General features: G+C 66.8%; 24 protein-coding genes. 8 read left to right on the top strand and 16 right to left on the bottom strand.

Going from position 1 to position 21373, the window contains the following annotated elements:
- Positions 1-11 precede the first annotated feature (11 nt).
- From mftE to mftA, 5 genes are all read right to left on the bottom strand, one after another.
- Positions 12-782, bottom strand: coding sequence for a mycofactocin biosynthesis peptidyl-dipeptidase MftE (gene mftE, locus QRN63_RS03525; protein ID WP_285029687.1), 771 nt, complete (start codon positions 780-782; stop codon positions 12-14).
- 137 nt (positions 783-919) lie between these two features.
- A complete protein-coding gene (mftD, locus tag QRN63_RS03520) occupies positions 920-2095 on the bottom strand; it encodes a pre-mycofactocin synthase MftD (RefSeq protein ID WP_285029214.1) in 1176 nt (391 codons plus the stop codon).
- A 2-nt stretch (positions 2096-2097) separates the two neighbouring features.
- Positions 2098-3300, bottom strand: coding sequence for a mycofactocin radical SAM maturase (gene mftC, locus QRN63_RS03515; RefSeq protein ID WP_267318938.1), 1203 nt, complete (start codon positions 3298-3300; stop codon positions 2098-2100).
- Positions 3297-3632: a mycofactocin biosynthesis chaperone MftB gene (gene mftB / locus QRN63_RS03510; RefSeq protein ID WP_502888073.1), complete on the bottom strand. Its 336-nt coding sequence runs from the start codon at positions 3630-3632 to the stop codon at positions 3297-3299. Before mftB ends, mftC begins: the two co-directional genes overlap by 4 nt.
- 2 nt (positions 3633-3634) lie before the next feature.
- A complete protein-coding gene (gene mftA, locus QRN63_RS03505; RefSeq protein WP_267318936.1) occupies positions 3635-3742 on the bottom strand; it encodes a mycofactocin precursor MftA in 108 nt (35 codons plus the stop codon).
- Positions 3743-3843: 101 nt separating this feature from the next.
- On the opposite strand from mftA, the gene mftR reads away from it, so the two are divergent.
- The 3 genes from mftR (at position 3844) to QRN63_RS03490 (ending at position 6372) form a co-directional block, all read left to right on the top strand.
- Positions 3844-4476, top strand: a complete 633-nt coding sequence (gene mftR / locus QRN63_RS03500) for a mycofactocin system transcriptional regulator MftR (protein WP_267318935.1) — start codon at positions 3844-3846, stop codon at positions 4474-4476.
- A gap of 76 nt (positions 4477-4552) precedes the next feature.
- A complete protein-coding gene (locus QRN63_RS03495; protein ID WP_267318934.1) occupies positions 4553-5095 on the top strand; it encodes an RNA polymerase sigma factor in 543 nt (180 codons plus the stop codon).
- Positions 5092-6372, top strand: coding sequence for a VOC family protein (locus QRN63_RS03490; RefSeq protein WP_285029209.1), 1281 nt, complete (start codon positions 5092-5094; stop codon positions 6370-6372). Before QRN63_RS03495 ends, QRN63_RS03490 begins: the two co-directional genes overlap by 4 nt.
- 45 nt (positions 6373-6417) lie before the next feature.
- Here QRN63_RS03490 and QRN63_RS03485 read toward each other — a convergent pair whose 3' ends face one another.
- Both QRN63_RS03485 and QRN63_RS03480 read right to left on the bottom strand, forming a co-directional pair.
- Complete coding sequence (locus QRN63_RS03485; RefSeq protein ID WP_285029207.1) at positions 6418-7593, bottom strand: NAD(P)/FAD-dependent oxidoreductase; 1176 nt, start codon at positions 7591-7593, stop codon at positions 6418-6420.
- A 76-nt stretch (positions 7594-7669) separates the two neighbouring features.
- Complete coding sequence (locus QRN63_RS03480; RefSeq protein ID WP_267318931.1) at positions 7670-8131, bottom strand: Rv2324 family transcriptional regulator; 462 nt, start codon at positions 8129-8131, stop codon at positions 7670-7672.
- A 121-nt stretch (positions 8132-8252) separates the two neighbouring features.
- On the opposite strand from QRN63_RS03480, the gene ddaH reads away from it, so the two are divergent.
- Genes ddaH through QRN63_RS03465 form a run of 3 tightly spaced genes read left to right on the top strand, consistent with a single transcriptional unit; the run spans position 8253 to position 11134 of the window.
- Positions 8253-9131: a dimethylargininase gene (gene ddaH / locus QRN63_RS03475; RefSeq protein ID WP_267318930.1), complete on the top strand. Its 879-nt coding sequence runs from the start codon at positions 8253-8255 to the stop codon at positions 9129-9131.
- The gene (rocD, locus tag QRN63_RS03470; RefSeq protein WP_285029206.1) at positions 9125-10363 is read left to right on the top strand and encodes an ornithine--oxo-acid transaminase; all 1239 of its coding nucleotides are present in this window, start codon (positions 9125-9127) and stop codon (positions 10361-10363) included. The genes ddaH and rocD overlap by 7 nt, the downstream gene beginning before the upstream one ends.
- Before the next feature lie 9 nt (positions 10364-10372).
- Positions 10373-11134 (top strand): hypothetical protein, encoded by a 762-nt coding sequence (locus tag QRN63_RS03465; protein ID WP_285029205.1) that lies wholly within the window; start codon positions 10373-10375, stop codon positions 11132-11134.
- Here the strand turns inward: QRN63_RS03465 and QRN63_RS03460 are convergent, their stop codons facing one another.
- The 9 genes from QRN63_RS03460 to QRN63_RS03420 form a co-directional block, all read right to left on the bottom strand.
- Entirely contained in the window at positions 11135-11986 is an 852-nt protein-coding gene (locus QRN63_RS03460) for a mycofactocin-coupled SDR family oxidoreductase (protein ID WP_285029203.1), read from the bottom strand. It abuts the gene before it with no gap.
- Positions 11987-12078: 92 nt separating this feature from the next.
- On the bottom strand, positions 12079-12909 hold the full coding sequence (locus QRN63_RS03455) for an SHOCT domain-containing protein (protein WP_285029686.1): 831 nt from the start codon (positions 12907-12909) through the stop codon (positions 12079-12081).
- 52 nt (positions 12910-12961) lie between these two features.
- Positions 12962-13681, bottom strand: coding sequence for a PP2C family protein-serine/threonine phosphatase (locus QRN63_RS03450; RefSeq protein WP_267318926.1), 720 nt, complete (start codon positions 13679-13681; stop codon positions 12962-12964).
- 165 nt (positions 13682-13846) lie between these two features.
- Complete coding sequence (gene tuf, locus QRN63_RS03445; protein WP_020101374.1) at positions 13847-15037, bottom strand: elongation factor Tu; 1191 nt, start codon at positions 15035-15037, stop codon at positions 13847-13849.
- 94 nt (positions 15038-15131) lie between these two features.
- Positions 15132-17234, bottom strand: a complete 2103-nt coding sequence (gene fusA / locus QRN63_RS03440) for an elongation factor G (RefSeq protein WP_061001887.1) — start codon at positions 17232-17234, stop codon at positions 15132-15134.
- Between the two features lie 110 nt (positions 17235-17344).
- Positions 17345-17815 carry a 30S ribosomal protein S7 gene (rpsG, locus tag QRN63_RS03435; protein WP_020101372.1) on the bottom strand — a complete coding sequence of 157 codons (471 nt, stop codon included), beginning with the start codon at positions 17813-17815 and terminating at the stop codon, positions 17345-17347.
- Positions 17815-18189, bottom strand: coding sequence for a 30S ribosomal protein S12 (gene rpsL / locus QRN63_RS03430; protein WP_020101371.1), 375 nt, complete (start codon positions 18187-18189; stop codon positions 17815-17817). Before rpsL ends, rpsG begins: the two co-directional genes overlap by 1 nt.
- 298 nt (positions 18190-18487) lie before the next feature.
- Positions 18488-19624: a SecDF P1 head subdomain-containing protein gene (locus QRN63_RS03425; RefSeq protein ID WP_285029201.1), complete on the bottom strand. Its 1137-nt coding sequence runs from the start codon at positions 19622-19624 to the stop codon at positions 18488-18490.
- Positions 19625-19639: 15 nt separating this feature from the next.
- Positions 19640-20281 (bottom strand): TetR/AcrR family transcriptional regulator, encoded by a 642-nt coding sequence (locus tag QRN63_RS03420; protein ID WP_267318924.1) that lies wholly within the window; start codon positions 20279-20281, stop codon positions 19640-19642.
- 287 nt (positions 20282-20568) lie between these two features.
- On the opposite strand from QRN63_RS03420, the gene QRN63_RS03415 reads away from it, so the two are divergent.
- Together QRN63_RS03415 and QRN63_RS03410 are read left to right on the top strand one after the other, a co-directional pair.
- Complete coding sequence (locus QRN63_RS03415) at positions 20569-20892, top strand: DUF3060 domain-containing protein (protein ID WP_267319040.1); 324 nt, start codon at positions 20569-20571, stop codon at positions 20890-20892.
- A gap of 48 nt (positions 20893-20940) precedes the next feature.
- On the top strand, positions 20941-21372 hold the full coding sequence (locus QRN63_RS03410) for a DUF3060 domain-containing protein (RefSeq protein ID WP_285029200.1): 432 nt from the start codon (positions 20941-20943) through the stop codon (positions 21370-21372).
- Position 21373: the final 1 nt, after the last annotated feature.

The following is a 21373-nucleotide window of genomic DNA, read 5'->3' as shown; positions in this document are numbered from 1 at the left end:
CACCCCCGTCATCACGCGAGCATCCCCCCAGAGCTCGGCTGCCATGCGCTGATCCGGCGCACGGAGCCTTCGACCATTTCTGCAAAGATACGGGACCCATCGGCGGCGGTGGCAGTCGTCGGATCGCCCAGCACCCCCACCGGGCTTACCGCCGCCACTCCGCCGCGGCGCAGGGCCGGCAGCAGCTCCGGCAGCGGCGCGGTGTTGCCGACGACGCTTTCGTCGACCCAGACGTCGGCCGGTGAAAGATGCAGCAGTACAGACGTTTCGGTATGGCCCGCGTGGGCGTCCGCCCCGGCGGCGGTGCACGGGCACCAGGCCACGTCGCGCCCCTCGGCCCGCAGCAGCGTCGTCGCCGCCGTCAGCGCCGCCACATTGCCGCCGTGACCGTTGACGAACACGATCCGGCCCGCCCAGTTACCGGCCGACCGCCCGAATTCGACCAGCAGATGTTCCAGCGCGGCCAGGCCGATCGAGATGGTGCCGGGGAAGCTCTCGTGCTCACCGCTGGCGCCGTAGCTGATGGCAGACGCGACCAGCCATGTGGGCTGACCGACGCCGGGCGTCGCCTCACGCAGCCGGGCCGCCACGGACCGCGACACCGCCTCAGCGATCCGGGTATCGGTATCCAGCGGCAGGTGCGGCCCATGCTGCTCGGTGGAACCAACCGGGACGATCAACGAAGGCCGCATGGCTTGCAACTGCCTCGACGTCGAGTTCCCGAGCTCGCTGGGAAAAGGCACCCCGCGATGGTAAGCCGAATTTGCCCGCTGTGCGCCAATTGTTGCCGTATACGCAACAATTCGTAGCGAATGGTCAAATCGCCCCGGTTGTCAATACCCCGGCGACCATCACGTCAGCCACGTCAGCACCGCGCGTATCAGCGGACCCGTCGAATCCCGCCGGGCCGCCCGCAGGCTCAGCCGCCGAGCCGCCGCGTGAAGCCTTCCGGCACCAGGATGTCGTCCGGTCCGAGGTCATGGATCGAGGCCTTGCCCAGGCCACGCAGCGCGGAGTCGATACCGCCGTGCATGATGTCGAGCACGTTCTCGACGCCGGCCTGACCCTCGGCCGCGAGCCCCCACAGGTAGGCCCGGCCGAGCATGACCGCGCGGGCACCGAGCGCCAGCGCCTTGACCACATCGCTGCCGCGGCGGATACCGCCGTCCAGCAAAACCTCGACCTGGTCGCCGACGGCCTCGGCGATGGCGGGCAGCGCCCGGATGGACGCCGGGGTGCTGTCCAGGTTGTTACCGCCGTGGTTGGACACCGAGATGGCCGAAACACCGGCATCCACAGCACGTTTGGCGTCGTCGATGCGCATCACACCCTTGAGCATGAACGGCCCGCCCCACAGCTCGCGTAGCCAGGCGATGTCCTCCCAGGTCGGCGCCGGAGTGCCCATCCATTCGCCATAGGCCTGGAAGAACGGCGGCGGGGCCTGGCCGTTGACGGCCTGGTTCGGCACCGACAGAGCCGGCGGCCGCATGGTCTTGGCCCACTGCAGCAGCCAGCGTGGCTTGGTCATGACCTCGGGGCTCATCTTCACGATGGTCTTGAGATCCATCTTCTCCGGGATCTTGGGGCTGCCCCAGTCCCGGCCGTGGCTGAAGCTCCAGTCGGTGGTGACGATGAGGCCCTTGGCACCGGCGTCTTTGGCGCGCTGCGCCCGCGCGGCGATGTCGTCGCGGCTGCCGAGCCAGTAGATCTGGAAGAACGTCCTGGGGTTGGCCGCGATGACCTCTTCCATCGGCTTGCTCGCGAACGACGACAGGCCCATGGCAGTGCCGCGCGCCGCGGCGGCGCGCGCGACGGCGACCTCGCCGTCCGGGTGGATCGCCTGCACGCCGGTCGGAGAAATGATCACGGGCAGCGAAATCTCTTGACCCATAACCGTTGTGGCCATCTCACGCTTGTCCAGCGCGCCGATGACGTGCGGCGCGAAGCCGAGCTCGCCGAACGCCGCGACGTTGTCGGCGACCGTCAGGCCCTTCTCGCTCGCGGAGATCAGCGACGAGTAGGCGGACTTGGGGAGCCGCTTCTTCGCGCGCTCCTGCGCGATGGCGACGGTTTCGAACCAGGTATCACGGGCCATGATCAGACGGGGCTTTCGTTACAGAATTTCTGGGGAGCCTTGGCCGGCATGGCCAGGAGTTTGAGCGGGATGGGCCCCTTGCGGCCACCACTGCGCGAGTGGTCGAGGTGCGACTTGGGCTTGTCGCGATCGAGCGCCAGTGCGGGTTCGCCGTAGCCCTGCACGCACTCGGGGTCCGGGCCGTCCATGGGCAGGCCCGTGAAGAACTTGGCCGCCATGCAGCCGCCGCGGCAGCTGTCGTAGTGCCCGCAGCTGTTGCAGGCGCCGGCCGACTGCGGTTCCCGGAGCTCACGGAACAGCGGGGCGTTCTGCCAGACGTTCTGGAAGCCGGCGCCAAAACCGGTGTCGCTGAGGATGTTTCCGGCCAGGAAGCGCTCGTGGATGGCGAACGGGCAAGCGTACACGTCGCCCACGGGATCGATCAGGCACACGACGCGACCGGCGCCGCACAGGTTCAGGCCGGCCAGCGCACCGGGCTCGCCGAGGCCCGACAGGTGGAAGAACGAGTCTCCGGTGAGCACCCGCTCGCCCTTGGCGACCAGCCAGTTGTACAGCTGCACCTGCTGCTCGGCGGTGGGGTGCAGGTCGTCCCACACATCGGCACCGCGGCCGGACGGACGCAGCCGGGTGATGCGCAGGGTAGCGCCGTAGTTGTCGGCGAGGGCCTTGAAATCGTCGAGCTGGTCGACGTTGTGCCGGGTCACCACGACCGAGATCTTGGCGTCCTTGAAACCGGCGTTCTTCAAGTTCTCCAGCGCCCGGATCGCCATGGCGAACGAGCCCGGGCCGCGCACCGCGTCGTTGATCTCCGCGGTGGCGCCGTCGAGCGAAATCTGAACGTCCACATAGTCGCTCGCGGCCAACTTGGCGGCGACCGCCTCATCGATGCGCACACCGTTGGTGGAGAACTTGACGCCGACGTGGTGCTCGGTGGCGTAGTCGACGAGCTCCCAGAAATCGGACCGCACCGTCGGCTCGCCGCCACCGATGTTCACGTAGAACACCTGCATGCGCTCGAGCTCGTCGATGATGTCCTTGCACTGCTGCGTGCTCAACTCGCGCGGGTCGCGCTTGCCCGACGACGACAGGCAGTGCACGCAGGACAGGTTGCAGGCGTAGGTGAGTTCCCAGGTGAGGCAGATGGGCGCGTCGAGGCCGTGCTCGAACTGCTCGATCAGCCGGGGCACGGGTGCCGTTGCGGTCATGAAGCGGAGGATCCTTCGGGGCTGTTCTGGTCTGCCGGGATCAGCATCTTGGACTGGACCAACACGCCGAACGCGTGCAGATACGGCCCCTGCTGGTCATCGTCGATACCGGCGGCACGGCAGGCGCTGCGGACGTCCGGATGGTCGGCGAGCGAGTTGACGATCTCGACGATGATGCGATTCTTCAGGAACGAGAGTTTGCGCGTACCAAAGTGATACAGGAGGGCGCCGAACGGTTCCGGTCGGACGGCGACCTGGTGGTGCAGCTTCCAGCCGCGGTCAGGATCGAACGCCGCCTCGGGCCCGATCCGGGCCGCGGCTGGTGCAGACACGGTCAGTAGACCCCGCACATACCGTCGATCGAGACCTCTTCGACGAGCGTCTCGGTGACCAAGTGGCCGTCATGCGCAGTGTCGGTTCCAACTTGCTGATTCGAGTCCATGGATCGCCCCTTTCGCTACCGTGGCAGTTGCCGGAACTCGACAACTGTGATCCAGGTCGCAAGAATATGGCATCGAGTGCCGAAAAGGAAGGGCGGGTCTGATGAGGTCCGAGACTGAGCGTCCCGCGCGCGATGCCGGGACCGCCCCTCAGCACGGCCGGGTGGGCCGTCGCCGCTCCACCACGCGCGACCACATCACCCATGTGGCACTCGAGCTGTTCGCGACCCGCGGCTTCGACGACGTCAGCGTCGACGACGTCGCCCATGCCGCCGGAATCTCCCGGCGCACCCTCTTCCGGTACTTCTCCTCGAAGAACGCCATCCCCTGGGCCGACTTCGACGCGAGCCTGACCGACCTGCGGGACCTCTTGAATGCCGTCCCCCACAACGTCCCATTGGACGCCGCCCTGCGCTCGGCGCTGCTGGAATTCAACAGTTTTGACGAGTCCGAGACGCCCCGGCACCGGCGCCGGATGCAGGTGATCCTGCAGACCGACGCGCTGCAGGCCTACTCGATGACGATGTACGCGGGGTGGCGCGGCGTGATCGCGGCATTCGTCGCGCGCCGGCTGGACACCAAGCCGACGGCGCTGGTGCCGCAGACAGTGGCGTGGACGGTGCTCGGAGTGGCGCTGACCGCCTACGAACAGTGGCTCGCCGACGAGACCGTCTCCCTGCCCGACGCCCTGGGCGAAGCCTTCGACATCGTCCGCGAGGGACTTCGTTCGGTGTGATTTGTGCACGGTTTTCCGCGGTCAGCGCGGAAGACCGTGCACCAATCACAGAAATTTCCGTTTGGCCCGTCGGAAAATGACCGCCCGGCGCGACGATAAGGGTGTGAGGGGCGAATCAGACGGAGATGCTCCGCAGACACTGCTGGCGCTGTACGACTCGGCGTTACCTGTGGTCTACGGGTACTTCGTACGGCGCTGCGGTGATCGGGGCACCGCGGAGGATCTGACGTCAGAGACGTTTCTTGCGGCGATGGATGCTGCCCGTCGCGAAGCGCCACCGGCGATCTCCGTGCCGTGGCTGATCGGTGTGGCCAGGCACAAACTGGCCGATCACTACCGCCGCAGGCACGACAGATTCACCGTGCCCGTGGCCGAAACGCCCGAGCCTGCAGAGCCTTTCGACGACTGGGATGCCGAACTGGATCGCCTGGTCGCCGAGGCCGCGCTGGCCCGGCTACCCGAACAGCACCGGATGGTGCTGACACTGCGATATCTGGATGACCGCCCCGTGCCCGAATGCGCCGAGTTGATCGGACGCACCGTGCACGCCACCGAAGCCCTGCTGGTCCGGGCGCGGCGGGCATTCCGAACCGAATACCAGGACGGAGGTGCGTCATGACCCAGCACAACAGTCACGACCCGCTGACCGTTCTGGCCGGCGGTGAACTCCCCGTGCCGCCCGATCCGGTTTTCGCGGCCCGGCTGCGCGCGCGGCTGGAAGCCGCCCTCACCCTCCCGAAAGGAATCGACATGAGTGGAACAGACACAGCCATCGCCGAACTGAACACGCCTGCCGCCGCTGCGACCGAGCTGCCACGTCCGGCGGCTCTGCCCTACTTGGCCGTGGCCGACGCGCGGGCCGCGGTCGCCTGGTACGTCGACGCGCTCGGCGCCGTCCTGGTCGGGGATCCGATCGTCATGGACGACGGCCGGATCGGCCATGCCGAGCTGACGCTGGCCGGCGGCGTGCTGTACCTGGCCGATGAGTTCTCCGAGATCGGCCTGAAAGCACCACAGCCCCAGGCTGTTTCGGTGAGCCTGATGCTCGCGGTGCCGGACACCGACGCCGCTCTGGCGCAGGCCCGGCAACACGGTGCGCAGGTGCAGCGGGAACCCTACGAGGCCCACGGCTCGCGGACCGCGGTGGTGATCGACCCGTTCGGGCACCGCTGGATGCTGACCGGTCCGATCCCCGGACTCGCGGCACCCATCCAGCACGGAGATGTCGGCTACGTGTCGGTGCAGACACCGGACGCCCAGCGGGCCGCCGCCTTCTACGGGCACGTGCTCGGCTGGGTGTACGACCCGGCCACGCGCCAGGTGACCAACACCCGCCTGAGCACCGGCATCGTCGAAACCACCGGCCCGCAGACGTTGTTCTGCTGCTACGCGGTGCGCGACCTCGACACCGCACGGGAGGCGATCGTGGCCGCGGGCGGCCGCGTGGGCACGCCAGAGACCCACGAGTGGGGTGCGACGCTCGACGCCACTGACGCGCTCGGCACCGAGTTCGCGGTGTTCCAGCCGACGCCGGGTGTGCCCCGGCCGGAGCTCAATGGCGCAGGGCCAGGCGAACTTTCGTACCTCACCTATGAAGTCACCGACTCAGCCGCCTTCCGGGACTTCTACGGCCAGGTGCTTTCCTGGACGTTCGAGCCGGGCCGGATCGACGACGGCTGGGGGGTGCAAGGCTGCCACCCGATGTCCGGTGCCGCCGGCGGTGCGGCGCAGACCGTCGCCGTCCCGATGTGGGACGTGACGGACATCGACGCTGCCGTGGCGCGAGTCCGCGAGGCGGGCGGCACCGTCATCGACGAACCGAGCCGCCAGCCGTACGGCATGTCAGCGCTGTGCACCGACGACCAGGGCGCCCGGTTCTACCTCGGCTCCATGTGATCTGTGTACGAAAATCCGCGGCCGGCGCGGATTTTCGTGCGCGGATCACGGCAAAACGTCGGCGATCGGGACGGCGGCCGCGACCTTGGCGCGGTTCTTCATCACCTTGCCCGGCATGCCACCGCCGACCACGCCGCTCACCGCGCCGTCGCGCTCGTAGAACGCCAGGAACTTGCGGCCGTCGTCCTCGACGATGTGCACGGTGTCGCCGGCTTTGGGCTCACCCAGGCACTGGATCTTGACGTCGTACTGGTCGCTCCAGAAGTAGGGCACGACCACGGCGGCGGTGGCATCCTGGCCCAGCATCGCCGGCACGATCACCCGCGCCTGTTCGGCCACGTTGCTCCAATGTTCCACGCGCACTTGGTGTCCCGCCGCATCACGCCAGGAGGCGACATCACCGATGGCCCACACGTTCGGCACGCTGGTACGGCCAGCGGCGTCGCACACGACACCGTTGTCGACGGCGATGCCGCTGCCGTCGAGCCAGTCGGTGGACGGGCGCGACCCGATCCCGACGACGACGACGTCGGCGTCCAGTTCGGAGCCGTCGGCAAGCTGCACCTTCTCGACGTGGCCGGTGCCGGTCACGCCGGTGACCCCGACGCCGCACCGCACGTCGACGCCTTCGGCGCGGTGCAGCCGTGCCACCAGTTCACCGATCTCGGTACCGAGCACCGACGCCAGGGGCGTGGGCTGCGGTTCGACGATGGTCACCTCGACACCGATCTTGCGCAGGCTGGCCGCCACCTCGCAGCCGATGAACCCGGCGCCGATCACCACGGCGCGCTTGGCCGAACCGGCGTGCGCGCGCAGCGCCAGCGACTCGTCGTAGGTGCGCAGCACCCGGATGCCCTCGAGGTCCGGCAGCGACGGGATGGTGCGGGGCACCAGGCCCGTGGCGATGACCAGCTCCGCGTAGGCGACGACCTCGCCGTTCGCGAGGGTCACCGTCTGGGCATCGGTGTCGAGCTTGACCGCGCCCGAACCCAGCAGCAGCGTGATGTTGTTCTCGTCGTAGAACTCCGCGGGCTTGAGTGTCGTGTCGTCGACCTCGGCGCGCAGCACGTCCTTGGACAGCGGCGGCCGGTCGTACGGCAGATGGACCTCGTCGCTGATCAGCGTGATCGGCCCGGCGTACCCGGCTTTGCGCAGTTGCTCAGCGGTACGCGCGGCGGCCAGACCGCCACCGACGATGACGATGCCTCCGTTTGTAGTCACGTCGGCTTTCTTACACGATGCGGCCGGTGGGAGGTAGGCCACCCTGTGCTTGCCTGCTCAGCAGGCCGGCCGGGACTCAGGCCTGGCCCCAGCCCCCGACCCGGCGCTCGACGATGTTCGACAGCACCACGATGCTCTCGCTGCGTTCGATCGCCGCACTGCCCCGGATGCGCTCCAGCACCGCCTCCAGATGCCGCATATCTCGCGTCAACAGATGCAGGATCGCGTCGGACGTGCCGGTCACCGTGGCGGCCGAGACCACCTCGGGGATACCCTCCCAGGCCTCCCGCAGCTGCGCCGGCGTGATGGTGCCGTGACAGTACACCTGAACGTATGCCTCTGTGCCCCAACCGATCACATTCCGGTCGACGACGGTGGTGAAGCCACGGATGACGCCCGTGGCGAGAAGCCGGTCGACGCGCCGCTTGACCGCGGGCGCCGACAGGCCCACCCGCTCACCGATCTCGGCGAACGTGGCGCGCGCGTTGTCCGCCAACTCCGCCAGGATGCGCTCGTCGGTCTCGTCGACGCTTTCCACCGGCCGCACACCTCCGTCACGCAATAGATTGTTGAATCGCGGGCAATCAAACAATAGATCTGTTACATATGCGCAACAAGCATCGATTGCTTGCACGCGAGAGTGCTTCTACCATCGAATTATGACGATTACTGATGTCGTCAAGATGGCGACACCGAACTCAGGTTGGCGACCGGACCGGGTGGCCCGCCCCCGGCACTATGTGATGACCCGGCCGACGCATTTCGCCGTCGAATATGCGATCAACCCGTGGATGGACCCTTCCGCCCGCGTTGACACGGCGTTGGCGGTGCGGCAATGGGAGCAGCTGGTCCGGACGTACCGGAGCCTCGGGCACACCGTCGAACTGGTCGACCCGATTCCCGGACTGCCCGACATGGTGTACGCCGCCAACGGCGGACTGGTGCTCGATGACGGGTTCGAGAAGGTGGCCATCATCGCCCGGTTCGCCTACCCGCAGCGGACCGGAGAATCGGTGGCCTATGCCGGATGGATGATGGACCACGGCTACTGCCCGCTGTATACCGAGCACACCAACGAGGGCCAGGGCGACCTGCTGATCATCGGATCGCAAATCCTGGCCGGCTACGGATTCCGCACCGACCGCCAGTCGCACGACGAGGTCGCCAAGCTGTCCGGGCTGCCGTTGGTCAGCCTGCAGCTCGTCAACCCCCGCTTCTACCACCTCGACACGGCACTGGCCGTGCTCGACGACGAGACCATCGCGTTCTATCCCCCGGCCTTCGGCGCCACGTCGGTGGCGTTGCTGCGCAAGATGTTTCCGGGCGCCATCGAGGTTTCCGACGCCGACGCCCACGTCCTCGGCCTGAACGCGGTGTCCGACGGACTGAACGTCGTACATCCGGCCGCGGCCACCGGCTTCGCCGCGCAACTCGCCGCCGCCGGTTTCCGGCCCGTCGGTGTCGACCTGTCCGAGTTGCTCAAGGGCGGCGGTTCGGTCAAGTGCTGCACCCTGGAGGTGTACTCGGCGTCATGCTGAAAGCCGTTGCGGGAACACCGCAAAGCACGGCTCAGCTGATCGCCCTCGACGACCGCTACGCCGCGCACAACTACGCCCCGCTGCCGGTCGTCGCGGCGTCCGCCGACGGGGTGTGGATCACCGACCCCGAGGGGCGCAGCTACCTGGACTGTCTGGCGGCGTATTCGGCCGTCAACTTCGGCCACCGCAATCCCGAAATCCTGGCGACCGCACACGCCCAACTGGATGCCGTGACGCTGGTCAGTCGCGCCTTCCACTCCGACCGGCTGGGCCCGTTCTGCGCCGCACTCGCCCAGCTGTGCGGCAAGGACCTGGTACTGCCGATGAACAGTGGCGCCGAGGCCGTCGAGAGCGCGATCAAGGTCGCGCGCAAATGGAGCCGGGACGTCAAAGGGGTGACGGCGCCGAACATCATCGTGGCGCGGGGCAATTTCCACGGCCGCACGACGACGATCATCAGCTTCTCCGACGACGACACGGCGCGGCACGGTTTCGGCCCGTACACACCGGGTTTCCGGTCCGTGCCGTTCGGCGACACCGACGCGCTCGCGGCCGCCATCGACGACGACACCGCCGCGGTGCTGATCGAGCCGATCCAGGGCGAGGCCGGAATCATCGTGCCACCCGACGACTATCTGCCCCGGGTACGCGCGTTGTGCACCGAGCGCCGCGTGCTGATGATCGCCGACGAGATCCAGGCCGGCCTGGCCCGCACCGGCCGCACCTTCGCGTGCGATCACTGGGGCGTCGTGCCCGACGTGTACGTGCTGGGCAAGGCGCTGGGCGGCGGGGTCGTGCCACTGTCCGCCGTGGTGGCCGACCAGGATGTGCTCGGCGTGCTGCACCCCGGCGAACACGGCTCGACCTTCGGCGGCAATCCGCTGGCCACGGCCATCGGCACCACGGTGGTCAACATGCTCCAGCGCGGCGAATTTCAGTCCAGGGCAACCGAACTCGGTCGGCACCTGCACGCCCGCCTCACAGCGATGATCGGCCACGGCGTGACGGCCGTTCGCGGACTGGGCCTGTGGGCGGGCGTCGACCTCGATCCGGCCGTCGGCACCGGCCGGGAGGCCAGCCTGCGGCTGGCCGAGCGCGGCGTACTGACCAAGGACACCCACGGCCCGACCCTGCGGTTCGCCCCGCCGCTGGTGATCACGCGAGACGAAATCGACTGGGCGATGGACCGATTCACCGAGGTACTGGCCGAGCCGCCGGGCGTGCGGTGGTAGATCCATAGGATGCGCTTCAATCCGCCGCCCAACTGGCCGCCATTTCCGCCCGACTGGCGGCCGGGCCCGGACTGGCAGCCGGATCCGTCCTGGCCGCCGCCACCGCCGGGGTGGGCGCTGTGGGTCGACGACCAATACCGTTACGCACCAACAGAACCGGGCCCGCCGCACCGGTCCGGCGCGCGGAGATGGTGGCTCATCGGCGGTGCGGTGCTCGCGGTTGTCGTCCTGGTGGCAGGCGGCACGGTGATCGCCACCAAGGCCCTGCGCGACACCACGGCGTCGACGAACGGGACGACGACACCGTTCAACGGCCTGACCATCGTGCCGACGCACCCACCGGAGCCGACGGACTTCACCAGCTGGACCCGCGTCGGTGGCGTCGACGCCACATTCACCGACAACGGCCGGACCGTGCGCCTCGAGGCGAGTGCCCCGACCGCGTGGGCGGGACTGAGCCAATCCGGTGATCCCGCGTGCTCACTGCGATTCACCGGACGCGTCCGCACTGCGGCGGGTGGCTACACCGTCGGGCTCACCACCGCCGCCGGGCCTGCCGGCACCGATTCGGGCCCGATCCCGGCACCGCCCGGCAACGACTGGCACACAATCGATGTGACGATCACGAAGGCCGGCGAGGTCTCGGTGGACCTTGACGGTAAGTCCGCGTTCCGAGGCACGACGGCACCCGGCTGCGGCCGGCCGGCAATCAGAATCTCAGCGGGCGCAACAGAATTCACGGACGTCCTGGTCGGGCAGGTGGCCCCGTAGCTAGTACTTCATGACGCCGCGGTCGACGGCGATCTGCGAACCGGAGATGGTCCCCGACCCCGGCCCGGCCAACCAGGTCACCACGTCGGTGACTTCTTCCGGCGTCATGAATTCCTGCAGCCCGGCCTTGCCGTCATGCGAGACGGGCTTGTACGGCATCGGCGCGAAGCTGTGCAGGTAAGTGGGGTACTTGGAGAAGATCGCGCCCATGGCCTCCGGCTCGATCATCGGCGTCATGATCGAGTACGGGTGGATCGAGTTGACGCGGATGCCGAACTCGCCCACCTCGAGTGCCAGTGCGTTGGCGAGGCCGACGAGACCGAACTTCGAGGCCGCGTAGTGGCCGTTGCCCGGCGTGGCCTTGAGACCCGCCGAGGAACTGACGATGATGATCGACCCGCCGTTACCGGCCTCGATCATCGCCGGGACCACGGCCCGGATGGTGCGCCAGGTCCCGGACAGGTTGACGTTGACGACGCTGTCCCACTGATCTTCGTCCATCTCGAACAGGCGGCCCCAGCTCAGGACGCCCGCGTTGGCCACCAGGATGTCCAGCCGACCGAACTGCTCGACGGCGTCGGCGACGACCTGCTTCTGGGCGGCGAGGTCGCGGATGTCGACCTCACGGGCGAGGACCTTACGGCCTTCCGCCTCGACGAGCCGCGCAGTCTCGGCGAGGTCCTCCGACGTGGGCATCGGATAGGTGATGGTGTCCGAGACGGGACCGCAGATGTCGATGGCCACAACGTCGGCGCCTTCGCGCGCGAACCGGATCGCGTGCGCGCGACCCTGGCCCCGGGCGGCCCCGGTAACGAACGCCACTTTGCCTTCGAGTGCTCCGCCTGCCGCCATTGCCAGTCCTTCCATCACAGTTCGCGCGAGTTCTTAGCCAGGCTAGCAGCAAAACTGAAACGTGTTCTAGCAATGTCCGGACACCGGGATGGCTACAACTCCGCGATGATCTGCGCGCGTTTGGCGGTGTACTCGGCGTCGCTGATGGTGCCCATCGCGCGCAACGTCTCGATCTCCTGCAGCCGCTGTGCCGTCGACGGTGCCGGCGGCTGCGGTACGACGGGCGGCGCCGCCGCAGCGGGCGCCCCGGCCGGCTCACGCTCGGCGGCCGTCGCCCGCCGAACCACGTCCATGACCCGTTGCCGCACCGCCGGATTCGACCGGAGGTCGGCGATCCCCTCCAGCGGCACCCCGTTGACCTTGAGGATCTGCAGGATGTCCATGATCGGGCCCGCACGTCCGGTCAGGTCGTACGTCCGGCCGTCCTGCTCCGACGTGAGCCGGACCGGCATCATGCCCGACACCAAAGCGCTTCTCTGCCAGTCGATGTTGAACTTGTTGGTCGCCGGATCGACCAGCACGACGAGTTTGCGGCCGGTGAGCATCGGTAGCCGGCTCACCGATGCGAGCACCTTGTCCTGCGCGTCGAACGGGGCGAGACCCGGTCCAGAGATGTGCAGATTGAGTTTCACCAGCGGCTGGTCGTTGATACGGGTGCCGGTCTCGCCCATCCCGGTGACCTCGGCCAGCCCGAGCACACCGCTCGCTTCCAGGGTCTGCAACGCCGCCGACTGCTTGGCGCCGAAGCCCGCCAGCCCCAGCGCGACCAGGACGTCGATGGCGGTGACCAGCAGGCCCGCCCAGAACATCCACTTCAACAATTCGTCCTGCCCGGTGTAGAAGTACACCGCCAGGAAGATCGGGCCCACCAATCCGCCGCACAGCAGCACCATGACCTGAGCCTTGAGATAGCGCACCAACATCTCAGCCACGCTCCTTGATCAGCAGAACCGTTGCGAGAGACTCTAGTGCGCCTCAGTCTGCGAGGACGTCCAACAGGACGAACGAGAAATTGTCTGCGGCACCGTTGGCCCGGGCCGTCCCGATGATGATGGCCGAACCGTCGCCCCGGTCGTTGCACGCGGTGGCCGCCTGCAGGTCGTGATGCTCCATCTGACCGTGCACGCCGTCGGAACACATCAGGTAGCTACCGGGTTGCAGCGGCGTCGCGGTGAGGTGGGCGGCGATGGGCACGCCCTGTCCGAGCGACTGGGTGATGATGTTGGTGGGCCGGCCCGCGGCGTCGAGGACGGCGTCGTCGACCGACACCTGGGTCAGCGTCTCCCCGTCGACCGAGTACACCCGGCTGTCCCCGACATTGAAGACGATCACCTCGTCGGCGGTCAGGCAGACACCGGCGATGGTGGTACCCATCCCGGCCAGTTCGGTGTCGCGGCCCATGTCGTACAGCCAGTCACTGACGTACGACAGCGACGACGTGATGTCGTCACCACCGGTCCAGCCCGGCGACATGGTCGCGATCATGCTCAGCGCCGTCCGGCTCGCGACGTCGCCGCCGACGTGCCCGCCCATCCCGTCGCACACCGCGCAGACGAACGGGGACCCCGGCTGCATCCGCATCTCCACCAGGACGCCGTTGTGCGTCTGGCTGACCCACCCCCCGACCATCACGGCGTCTTCGTTGCGCTTGCGCCGTAGTCCGGTGTCGGTGAATGCCCGCACGTTCACCCGCACGACAGGCCACCCATCATCGCGTTCCCCTCCATCGCGAACGATCCTGCCATCTTTCCCGCAAGTACCACGCGTCGACACCTCTTTCTCGCGGCAAACGCACGTCTTAAAAAAGCAGAGCGCCGCCCACCCTTTCGGATGAGCGGCGCTCCGCTTGGAAAAACTAGATCACTTGATGATCTTGGTGACGCGGCCGGCGCCGACGGTACGACCACCCTCACGGATGGCGAACCGCAGGCCCTCGTCCATGGCGACCGGCTGGATCAGCACGACGGAGATGTCGGTGTTGTCACCGGGCATAACCATCTCGGTGCCCTCGGGCAGGGTAACCACGCCCGTCACGTCCGTGGTACGGAAGTAGAACTGCGGACGGTAGTTGTTGAAGAACGGCGTGTGGCGGCCGCCCTCGTCCTTGGACAGGATGTAGACGCTGCCCTCGAACTCGGTGTGCGGGGTGGTGGTGCCGGGCTTCACGACGACCTGGCCACGCTCGACCTCTTCGCGCTTGATACCACGAACCAGCAGACCGACGTTGTCGCCGGCCTGGCCCTGGTCGAGCAGCTTGCGGAACATCTCGACACCGGTGACGGTGGTCTTGGTCGTGGTCGGGCGGATGCCGACGATCTCGACCTCTTCGTTGACGTTGATCACGCCACGCTCGACACGGCCGGTCACCACGGTGCCACGACCGGTGATGGTGAAGACGTCCTCAACGGGCATCAGGAACGGCTTGTCGGTCTCGCGAACCGGGTCCGGGATGGACTCGTCGACGGCCTCCATGAGCTCCTCGACCGACTTCACCCAGGTGGCGTCGCCCTCGAGCGCCTTCAGCGCCGAGACGCGGACCACGGGGGCGTCCTCGTCGAAGTCCTGAGCGGCCAGCAGTTCGCGGACCTCCATCTCGACGAGCTCCAGGAGCTCCTCGTCCTCAACCATGTCGGACTTGTTCAGCGCGACGAGGATGTAGGGCACGCCGACCTGGCGGGCGAGCAGCACGTGCTCGCGGGTCTGCGGCATCGGGCCGTCGGTGGCGGCGACCACGAGGATTGCGCCGTCCATCTGGGCGGCACCGGTGATCATGTTCTTGATGTAGTCAGCGTGACCGGGGGCGTCCACGTGGGCGTAGTGGCGCTTGTCGGTCTGGTACTCAACATGCGAGATGTTGATGGTGATACCGCGCTGACGCTCCTCGGGCGCGTTGTCGATCTGGTCGAATGCGCGCGATTCGTTCAAATCGGGGTACTTGTCGTGCAGAACCTTGGTGATTGCTGCAGTCAGCGTGGTCTTGCCGTGGTCAACGTGACCGATGGTCCCGATGTTGACGTGCGGCTTCGTCCGCTCGAACTTCGCCTTCGCCACTTCTGTGTCCTCCTGGACTTGTTGGTGCTTTGGTTAAGCAGGTGTGTTAACAGTGTTCAGTTGTGTGGTCTGCCGCAGCAGAACGGGTCAGAGACTACTGGCCCGTCGCCTTGGCGATGATCTCCTTCGACACGTTCGCCGGAACTTCGGCGTACGAGTCGAACACCATGGAGTAGTTCGCCCGGCCCTGGGTCTTCGACCGGAGGTCGCCGACGTAGCCGAACATTTCGGACAGCGGAACCTGTGCCTTGACGACACGAGCACCACTGCGCTCCTCCATGGCCTGGATCTGGCCACGGCGGGAGTTCAGGTCGCCGATCACGTCGCCCATGTAGTCCTCGGGCGTGGTGACCTCGACGGCCATGATCGGTTCCAGGATGACGGGCTGCGCCGCAGACGCAGCCTTCTTCAGTGCCTGCGAACCGGCGACCTTGAAGGCCATTTCCGACGAGTCGACGTCGTGGTAGGCGCCGTCGAGCAGCGTCACCTTGAGGTTGACCAGCGGGTAGCCGGCCAGGATGCCGTACTGCATCGCGTCCTGCGCACCGGCATCCACCGACGGGATGTACTCACGCGGGATGCGGCCACCGGTGACCTTGTTCTCGAATTCGTAGGTCGCACCGTCTTCGCCGATGAAGGGCTCGACGTTGATGATGACCTTGGCGAACTGACCCGAACCACCGGTCTGCTTCTTGTGGGTGAACTCCACGTTCTGCACGGCCTTGCGGATGGTCTCGCGGTAGGCGACCTGCGGCTTACCGACGTTGGCCTCGACCTTGAACTCGCGACGCATGCGGTCCACCAGGATGTCCAGGTGGAGCTCGCCCATACCGCCGATGACGGTCTGGCCGGTCTCCTGGTCCAGGTGCACCTTGAAGGTCGGGTCCTCTTCGGCGAGCTTCTGGATCGCCGTGCCCAGCTTCTCCTGGTCGCTCTTGGTCTTGGGCTCGATGGCCACCTCGATGACCGGGTCCGGGAAGGTCATGGACTCGAGCACGATCTGGTTGCTCGGGTCGCACAGGGTGTCACCGGTGGTGGTGTCCTTGAGGCCGATGACCGCGTAGATGTGACCGGCAGCGGCCGACTCGACCGGGTTCTCCTTGTTGGAGTGCATCTGGAACAGCTTGCCCAGACGCTCCTTCTTGCCCTTGGTCGAGTTGATGACCTGAGCACCGGAGTCGACCTTGCCCGAGTACACGCGGACGTAGGTCAGCTTGCCGAAGAACGGGTGCGTGGCGACCTTGAACGCCAGGCCCGAGAACGGCTCGTCGGCCGACGGCTTGCGCGAGATGATCTCGTCTTCCTTGCCCGGGACGTGGCCTTCGGCGGCCGGCACGTCCAGCGGGGTCGGGAGGTAGTCGATGACCGCGTCGAGCATGGGCTGCACACCCTTGTTCTTGAACGCGGAACCACACAGCACCGGGTAGGCGGCACTGGTGACGGTCAGCTTGCGCAGGCCGCCCTTGATCTCGTCGATCGTCAGCTCTTCGCCGCCCAGGTACTTCTCCATGAGCTCGTCGTCGGTCTCGGCGACGGCCTCGATCATGGCGGTGCGGTACTCGTCGGCCTTCTCCTGAAGGTCGGCCGGGATGTCGATGGTCTCGTACTTCTCACCGAGCTTGGTCTCGCCGCGCCAGACCTTGGCCTTCATCTCGACCAGGTCGACGACGCCCTCGAAGTCACCTTCGGAGCCGATCGGAAGCTGGATTGGGATGACGTTCGCGCCCAGGCGGTCCTTCATGGTCTGGACCGAGAAGTAGAAGTCGGCGCCCAGCTTGTCCATCTTGTTGACGAAGCAGATGCGCGGCACGTCGTACTTGTCAGCCTGACGCCACACCTGCTCGGACTGCGGCTCCACGCCTTCTTTGCCGTCGAACACGGCGACGGCACCGTCGAGCACACGGAGCGAACGCTCCACCTCGACGGTGAAGTCGACGTGTCCCGGGGTGTCGATGATGTTGATCTGGTTGTCGTTCCAGAAACAGGTGGTCGCAGCGGAGGTGATGGTGATACCACGCTCCTGCTCCTGCTCCATCCAGTCCATGGTGGCCGCGCCGTCATGAACCTCACCGATCTTGTACGAGATACCGGTGTAGAAAAGGATGCGCTCGGTCGTCGTCGTCTTGCCGGCGTCGATGTGCGCCATGATGCCGATGTTGCGGACCTTGTTCAGGTCGGTCAGCACGTCCTGTGCCACGGCTAGATTCCCACTCTTTCAGTTGCTTTAAGTAAATCCGCGTCGCCCGGGAGGGCGGTCAGTTGTGAATCAGATGCGCCGGCCGCCGACATTGGCGGCCGGCGATTGAGTCACCAGCGGTAGTGCGCGAAGGCCCGGTTCGCCTCGGCCATCTTGTGGGTGTCCTCGCGTCGCTTGACGGCGGCACCCAGGCCGTTGCTGGCGTCCAGGATTTCGTTGGCCAGACGCTCGACCATGGTCTTCTCGCGGCGAGCCTTCGAGAAGCTGACCAGCCAGCGCAGCGCCAGGGTGGTCGAGCGGTCCGGACGAACCTCGACCGGCACCTGGTAGGTCGCGCCACCGACGCGGCGGCTGCGGACCTCGAGGGACGGCTTGACGTTGTCCATGGCGCGCTTCAGGGTCACGACGGGGTCGGTGCCGGTCTTCTCACGAGCCTGCTCAAGGGCGCCGTAGACGATGCGCTCGGCCAGCGACTTCTTGCCGTCCAGCAGCACCTTGTTGACCAGCTGGGTGACCAGCTGCGAACCGTAGACCGGGTCGTTGACCAGCGGCCGCTTCGGCGCGGGGCCTTTGCGTGGCATTAGCTCTTCTCCTTCTTGGCGCCGTAACGGCTGCGTGCCTGCTTGCGGTTCTTGACACCCTGGGTGTCCAGCGAGCCGCGGATGATCTTGTAGCGCACACCGGGGAGGTCCTTCACACGACCGCCACGCACGAGCACCATCGAGTGCTCCTGCAGGTTGTGGCCTTCACCCGGGATGTAGGCCGTGACCTCAACCTGGCTCGTCAGCTTCACGCGGGCGACCTTGCGCAGCGCCGAGTTCGGCTTCTTGGGGGTGGTGGTGTACACGCGGGTGCACACACCACGACGCTGCGGGCTGCCCTTGAGTGCCGCGGTCTTGACCTTGGCGGTCTTGTCGTGGCGACCCTTGCGGACCAGCTGGTTGATGGTTGGCATCTATCGGCTTTCTGTGTTGCGTTCGTACTTCGGTTTAAGTCTCTGTACTGCGGTTTTCGTCCGATCGCATACCCCGCGTCCGGGCGTGTCGCACGAGGCCAGGCACAAACCTTGCGGTGCACCACGGACATGCGAATTGGCCCGGCGTGCAGGCTTGCCCACAAACACAATGAATGTAAGCGCCCAGTCGGCCAGGCACGAACCACCACGATACCAGTACGGACCGCCACGATCCAAACCCGCACAGAGGACTCAAACCGCAGGTCAGAGCGGTGCAGCCGGGAGCGTGATCAACACCTTATCGGTGGCGCGGCCCCCATCGGGTCATCACAACCACTCCGAGGATGACCGCGAAGATCACCACCACCCCGCCACCGACCACTGCGATTCGCGATACCGACCAGAATGCCGGAGCGAGCTGATCCACCTGTACCGACTGTACCGATATCGGCAGCGGCAGGGCGCCGCCGGCCACCACCGCGGCGAACGACTTCGCCGAATCAGCGGTGAACTGCCCGTGGATCTGGGTGCGCCCGGTGGTGATGGGTTCCAGCAGCGCCGGCGCGCTGACGACCTGGGTATCGACCGTGAAGGCGGTCCGGGCGCCGGTGTTGGCCGCGGTGAATGTCGACCACACATCGGCGGCCTTGTCGTCGAAGGTGACGAAGACGACGAAGTCGCCGCGTTGCCCGCCCTGCCGGGCCGACGCGTCCTTGATCTGGTCGCCGCTGATGATCGACTTGTCCAGCAGATATACCTGCTTACCGTCGTCGGAGCAGGTGACGAGCGGCAGCGTGGGGTCGTCATGGTCGGCGAGCGCGTCCGGCTGACCGCAGCGCGTGGCCTGGAACTGCAGTGACAACACCTGAATCTGGGGCTGGGTGCTCTGCCGCAGCGCCTTTTCGTCGGCGATGCGCTGGCTGTCGGCCGCCTGCGGGGGCGCCGGGGCCCGCACCGGATACGTCGAATCGGGTTTCGCCGGAATCGTGTGGATGACCGGCCTTATATAGAGGCGGCCGATGGCGGTGACGCCGCGCAGCTGTGCCTCGGTCACGTCGGTGGCGTTGACCTTGAGGGTGTTCCCGTCCAGCGCCACCGCGACGTCGTGTCCACCGAGGTGGCCGATCCGGGATTCGACGACCTTGCGGGTCTGCGCGAGGGCGTCCGGCGCTGTGCCAGGTGGCGCCTCGATCTCGACCGTCGCGTGGACCACCGGGCGGGGCTCGCCGGCACGCCAGATGTCCCTGGTCACAAAGACCGTCGCGCCATAGCTGAGGATCAGCACCGCCAGCACCAGGGCGACGAGCCACCGGGGCACGCCGGACTGCGCGGCCACGGGCTGCTGCGGCGGCCAAGCGGGTGGCATTCCCGGTGGCGTTCCCGGCGGTAGGAAGCCCGGTGGGGGCGGCTGCCAGCCGGTGCGGTCGTCAGACATCACGCGCTCCCCTGATCAAGCCGAGTCGCGCTCGTTCATCCCTCGTGCGAGCCGTACCACCATGTCGGTGAACACCACGTCGGTGTCGACACCGTCCATCACGCCCGTCATCTCCAGCAATACGAAACCGTGCAGGGCCGACCAGAACTCCAGCGCCGCGTAGAAGGCGTTCTCCCCATCGAGTCCATAGGACGCCAGGACGGCGATCACCGGGCCGGCCGCCGCGTGCGTCGCCGCGGTGTACTCGGGGTCGTCACCACCCAGCGGCATCCGGGTGAAGGCCGAGTACCGGCCCGGGTGGTGATGGGCGTAGCTGCGGTAAGCGCTGGCCATGGCCATCACGGCGTCATCCCGGCTGCGGCCCTCGCCGACGGTATTGAGCATGCCGATGATGTCGTCGATGACGCGCATCCGAACAGTGCGGCGCAGGTCGTCGAGGCTCTGCACGTGGTTGTACAGCGACGGGCCCTTGGTGCCGAGCTGGTTGGCCAGGGCGTTGATGGTCAGGGAATCCCAGCCCTCGCGGTCCAGGAACGTCAGGGCCGCGCTGACGATAGAGTCCCGGCTGAGCTTGGTGGCGCGTGCCGTCGCCCGCGACCGCACCGGCGCAGCCGGTCGGGCATCCCCAACGGCTTGCGACTCTGGCCGAGGTGCCATCTGCCCGATCCTCCGGTGTTCTATCTCGAGTTCCACCGGCCGCGGCGCAGCCAGTTAACTAATGACTCTAACCTCTGGACGCTGCAGATACGTTGCCATTTGGGCGAATCTTGTAACCGCGTCTCATGACAAGTCCCACAGAACGGACCAACCTCCTCCGCAGCACCTACCCCGCAACGTAGGCTCCCAGATACCGCACCCCGGTGCACGTCATCGCCAGACCCAGAACGAAGGGGACCATCGTGATTCGCAAAGCGTGGGGAACCGCATTGGTTGCCGGCCTGCTGATGGTCCCACTCGCCGTCGGTGCACCCCACGCCGCCGCGGTCAACGACGACACCCACATCGTCGGCACGGGCATCACCCAGACCCTGGACTGCCACGGCGGCACCCTGTTCGTCAACGGGAGCGGCAACACCGTCACCGCGTTCGGCACCTGCTGGGCCGTCACCGTGCAGGGCTCGTCCAACACCGTCATCGCCGACACGATCGTCAATGACGTCACCGCTTACGGCTTCAATCAGACCGTCATATTCCACAATGGGGATCCGGCACTCATCGACGTCGGTCACCAACTGGGATTGGGCAACCGGCTCAACAAGATCCCCTGACCGGGTTCCGCTCCGGGTGCCGGTAACGCCGACTGGGAGGGACACCGAATGAACCCCAACCGAATCGCGATGGCCGCGGGCATCGTCGCCACTGCCGCTCTGGTGCTGACCGGCTGCGGTTCGCAGGACAGCAAATCGGGCGGCAACAGTTCGAGCGCCGCGGGCACAGCAGGCACCTCGGCCGCGCCGACGACGGCACAGGTCGAGGTGGGCAACACCATCAATTACAGCGCCGTCGGCACCACCCGGGAAATCGATTGCGGCACCGGCAAATCGCTGACCGTGGGCGGCGCCAACAACACGCTGACCGTCAAGGGCACCTGCGCGAAGGCCAACATCGGCGGCACCGACAACAAGGTGACGTTCGACAAGGTCGACCAGGAGCTCGACGTCGTCGGCATGCACGCCACCGTCACCTACAAGGACGGGTCACCGAAGGTCACCAACACCGGGACCGGCAACACCGTCACCAAGGGTTAGC

The sequence above is a fragment of the Mycolicibacterium sp. lyk4-40-TYG-92 genome, assembly GCF_030209435.1.
Taxonomy (GTDB): domain Bacteria; phylum Actinomycetota; class Actinomycetes; order Mycobacteriales; family Mycobacteriaceae; genus Mycobacterium.
The sequence above is the reverse complement of the archived record's forward strand: the minus strand, read 5'-3'. Positions and strand labels throughout refer to the sequence as shown.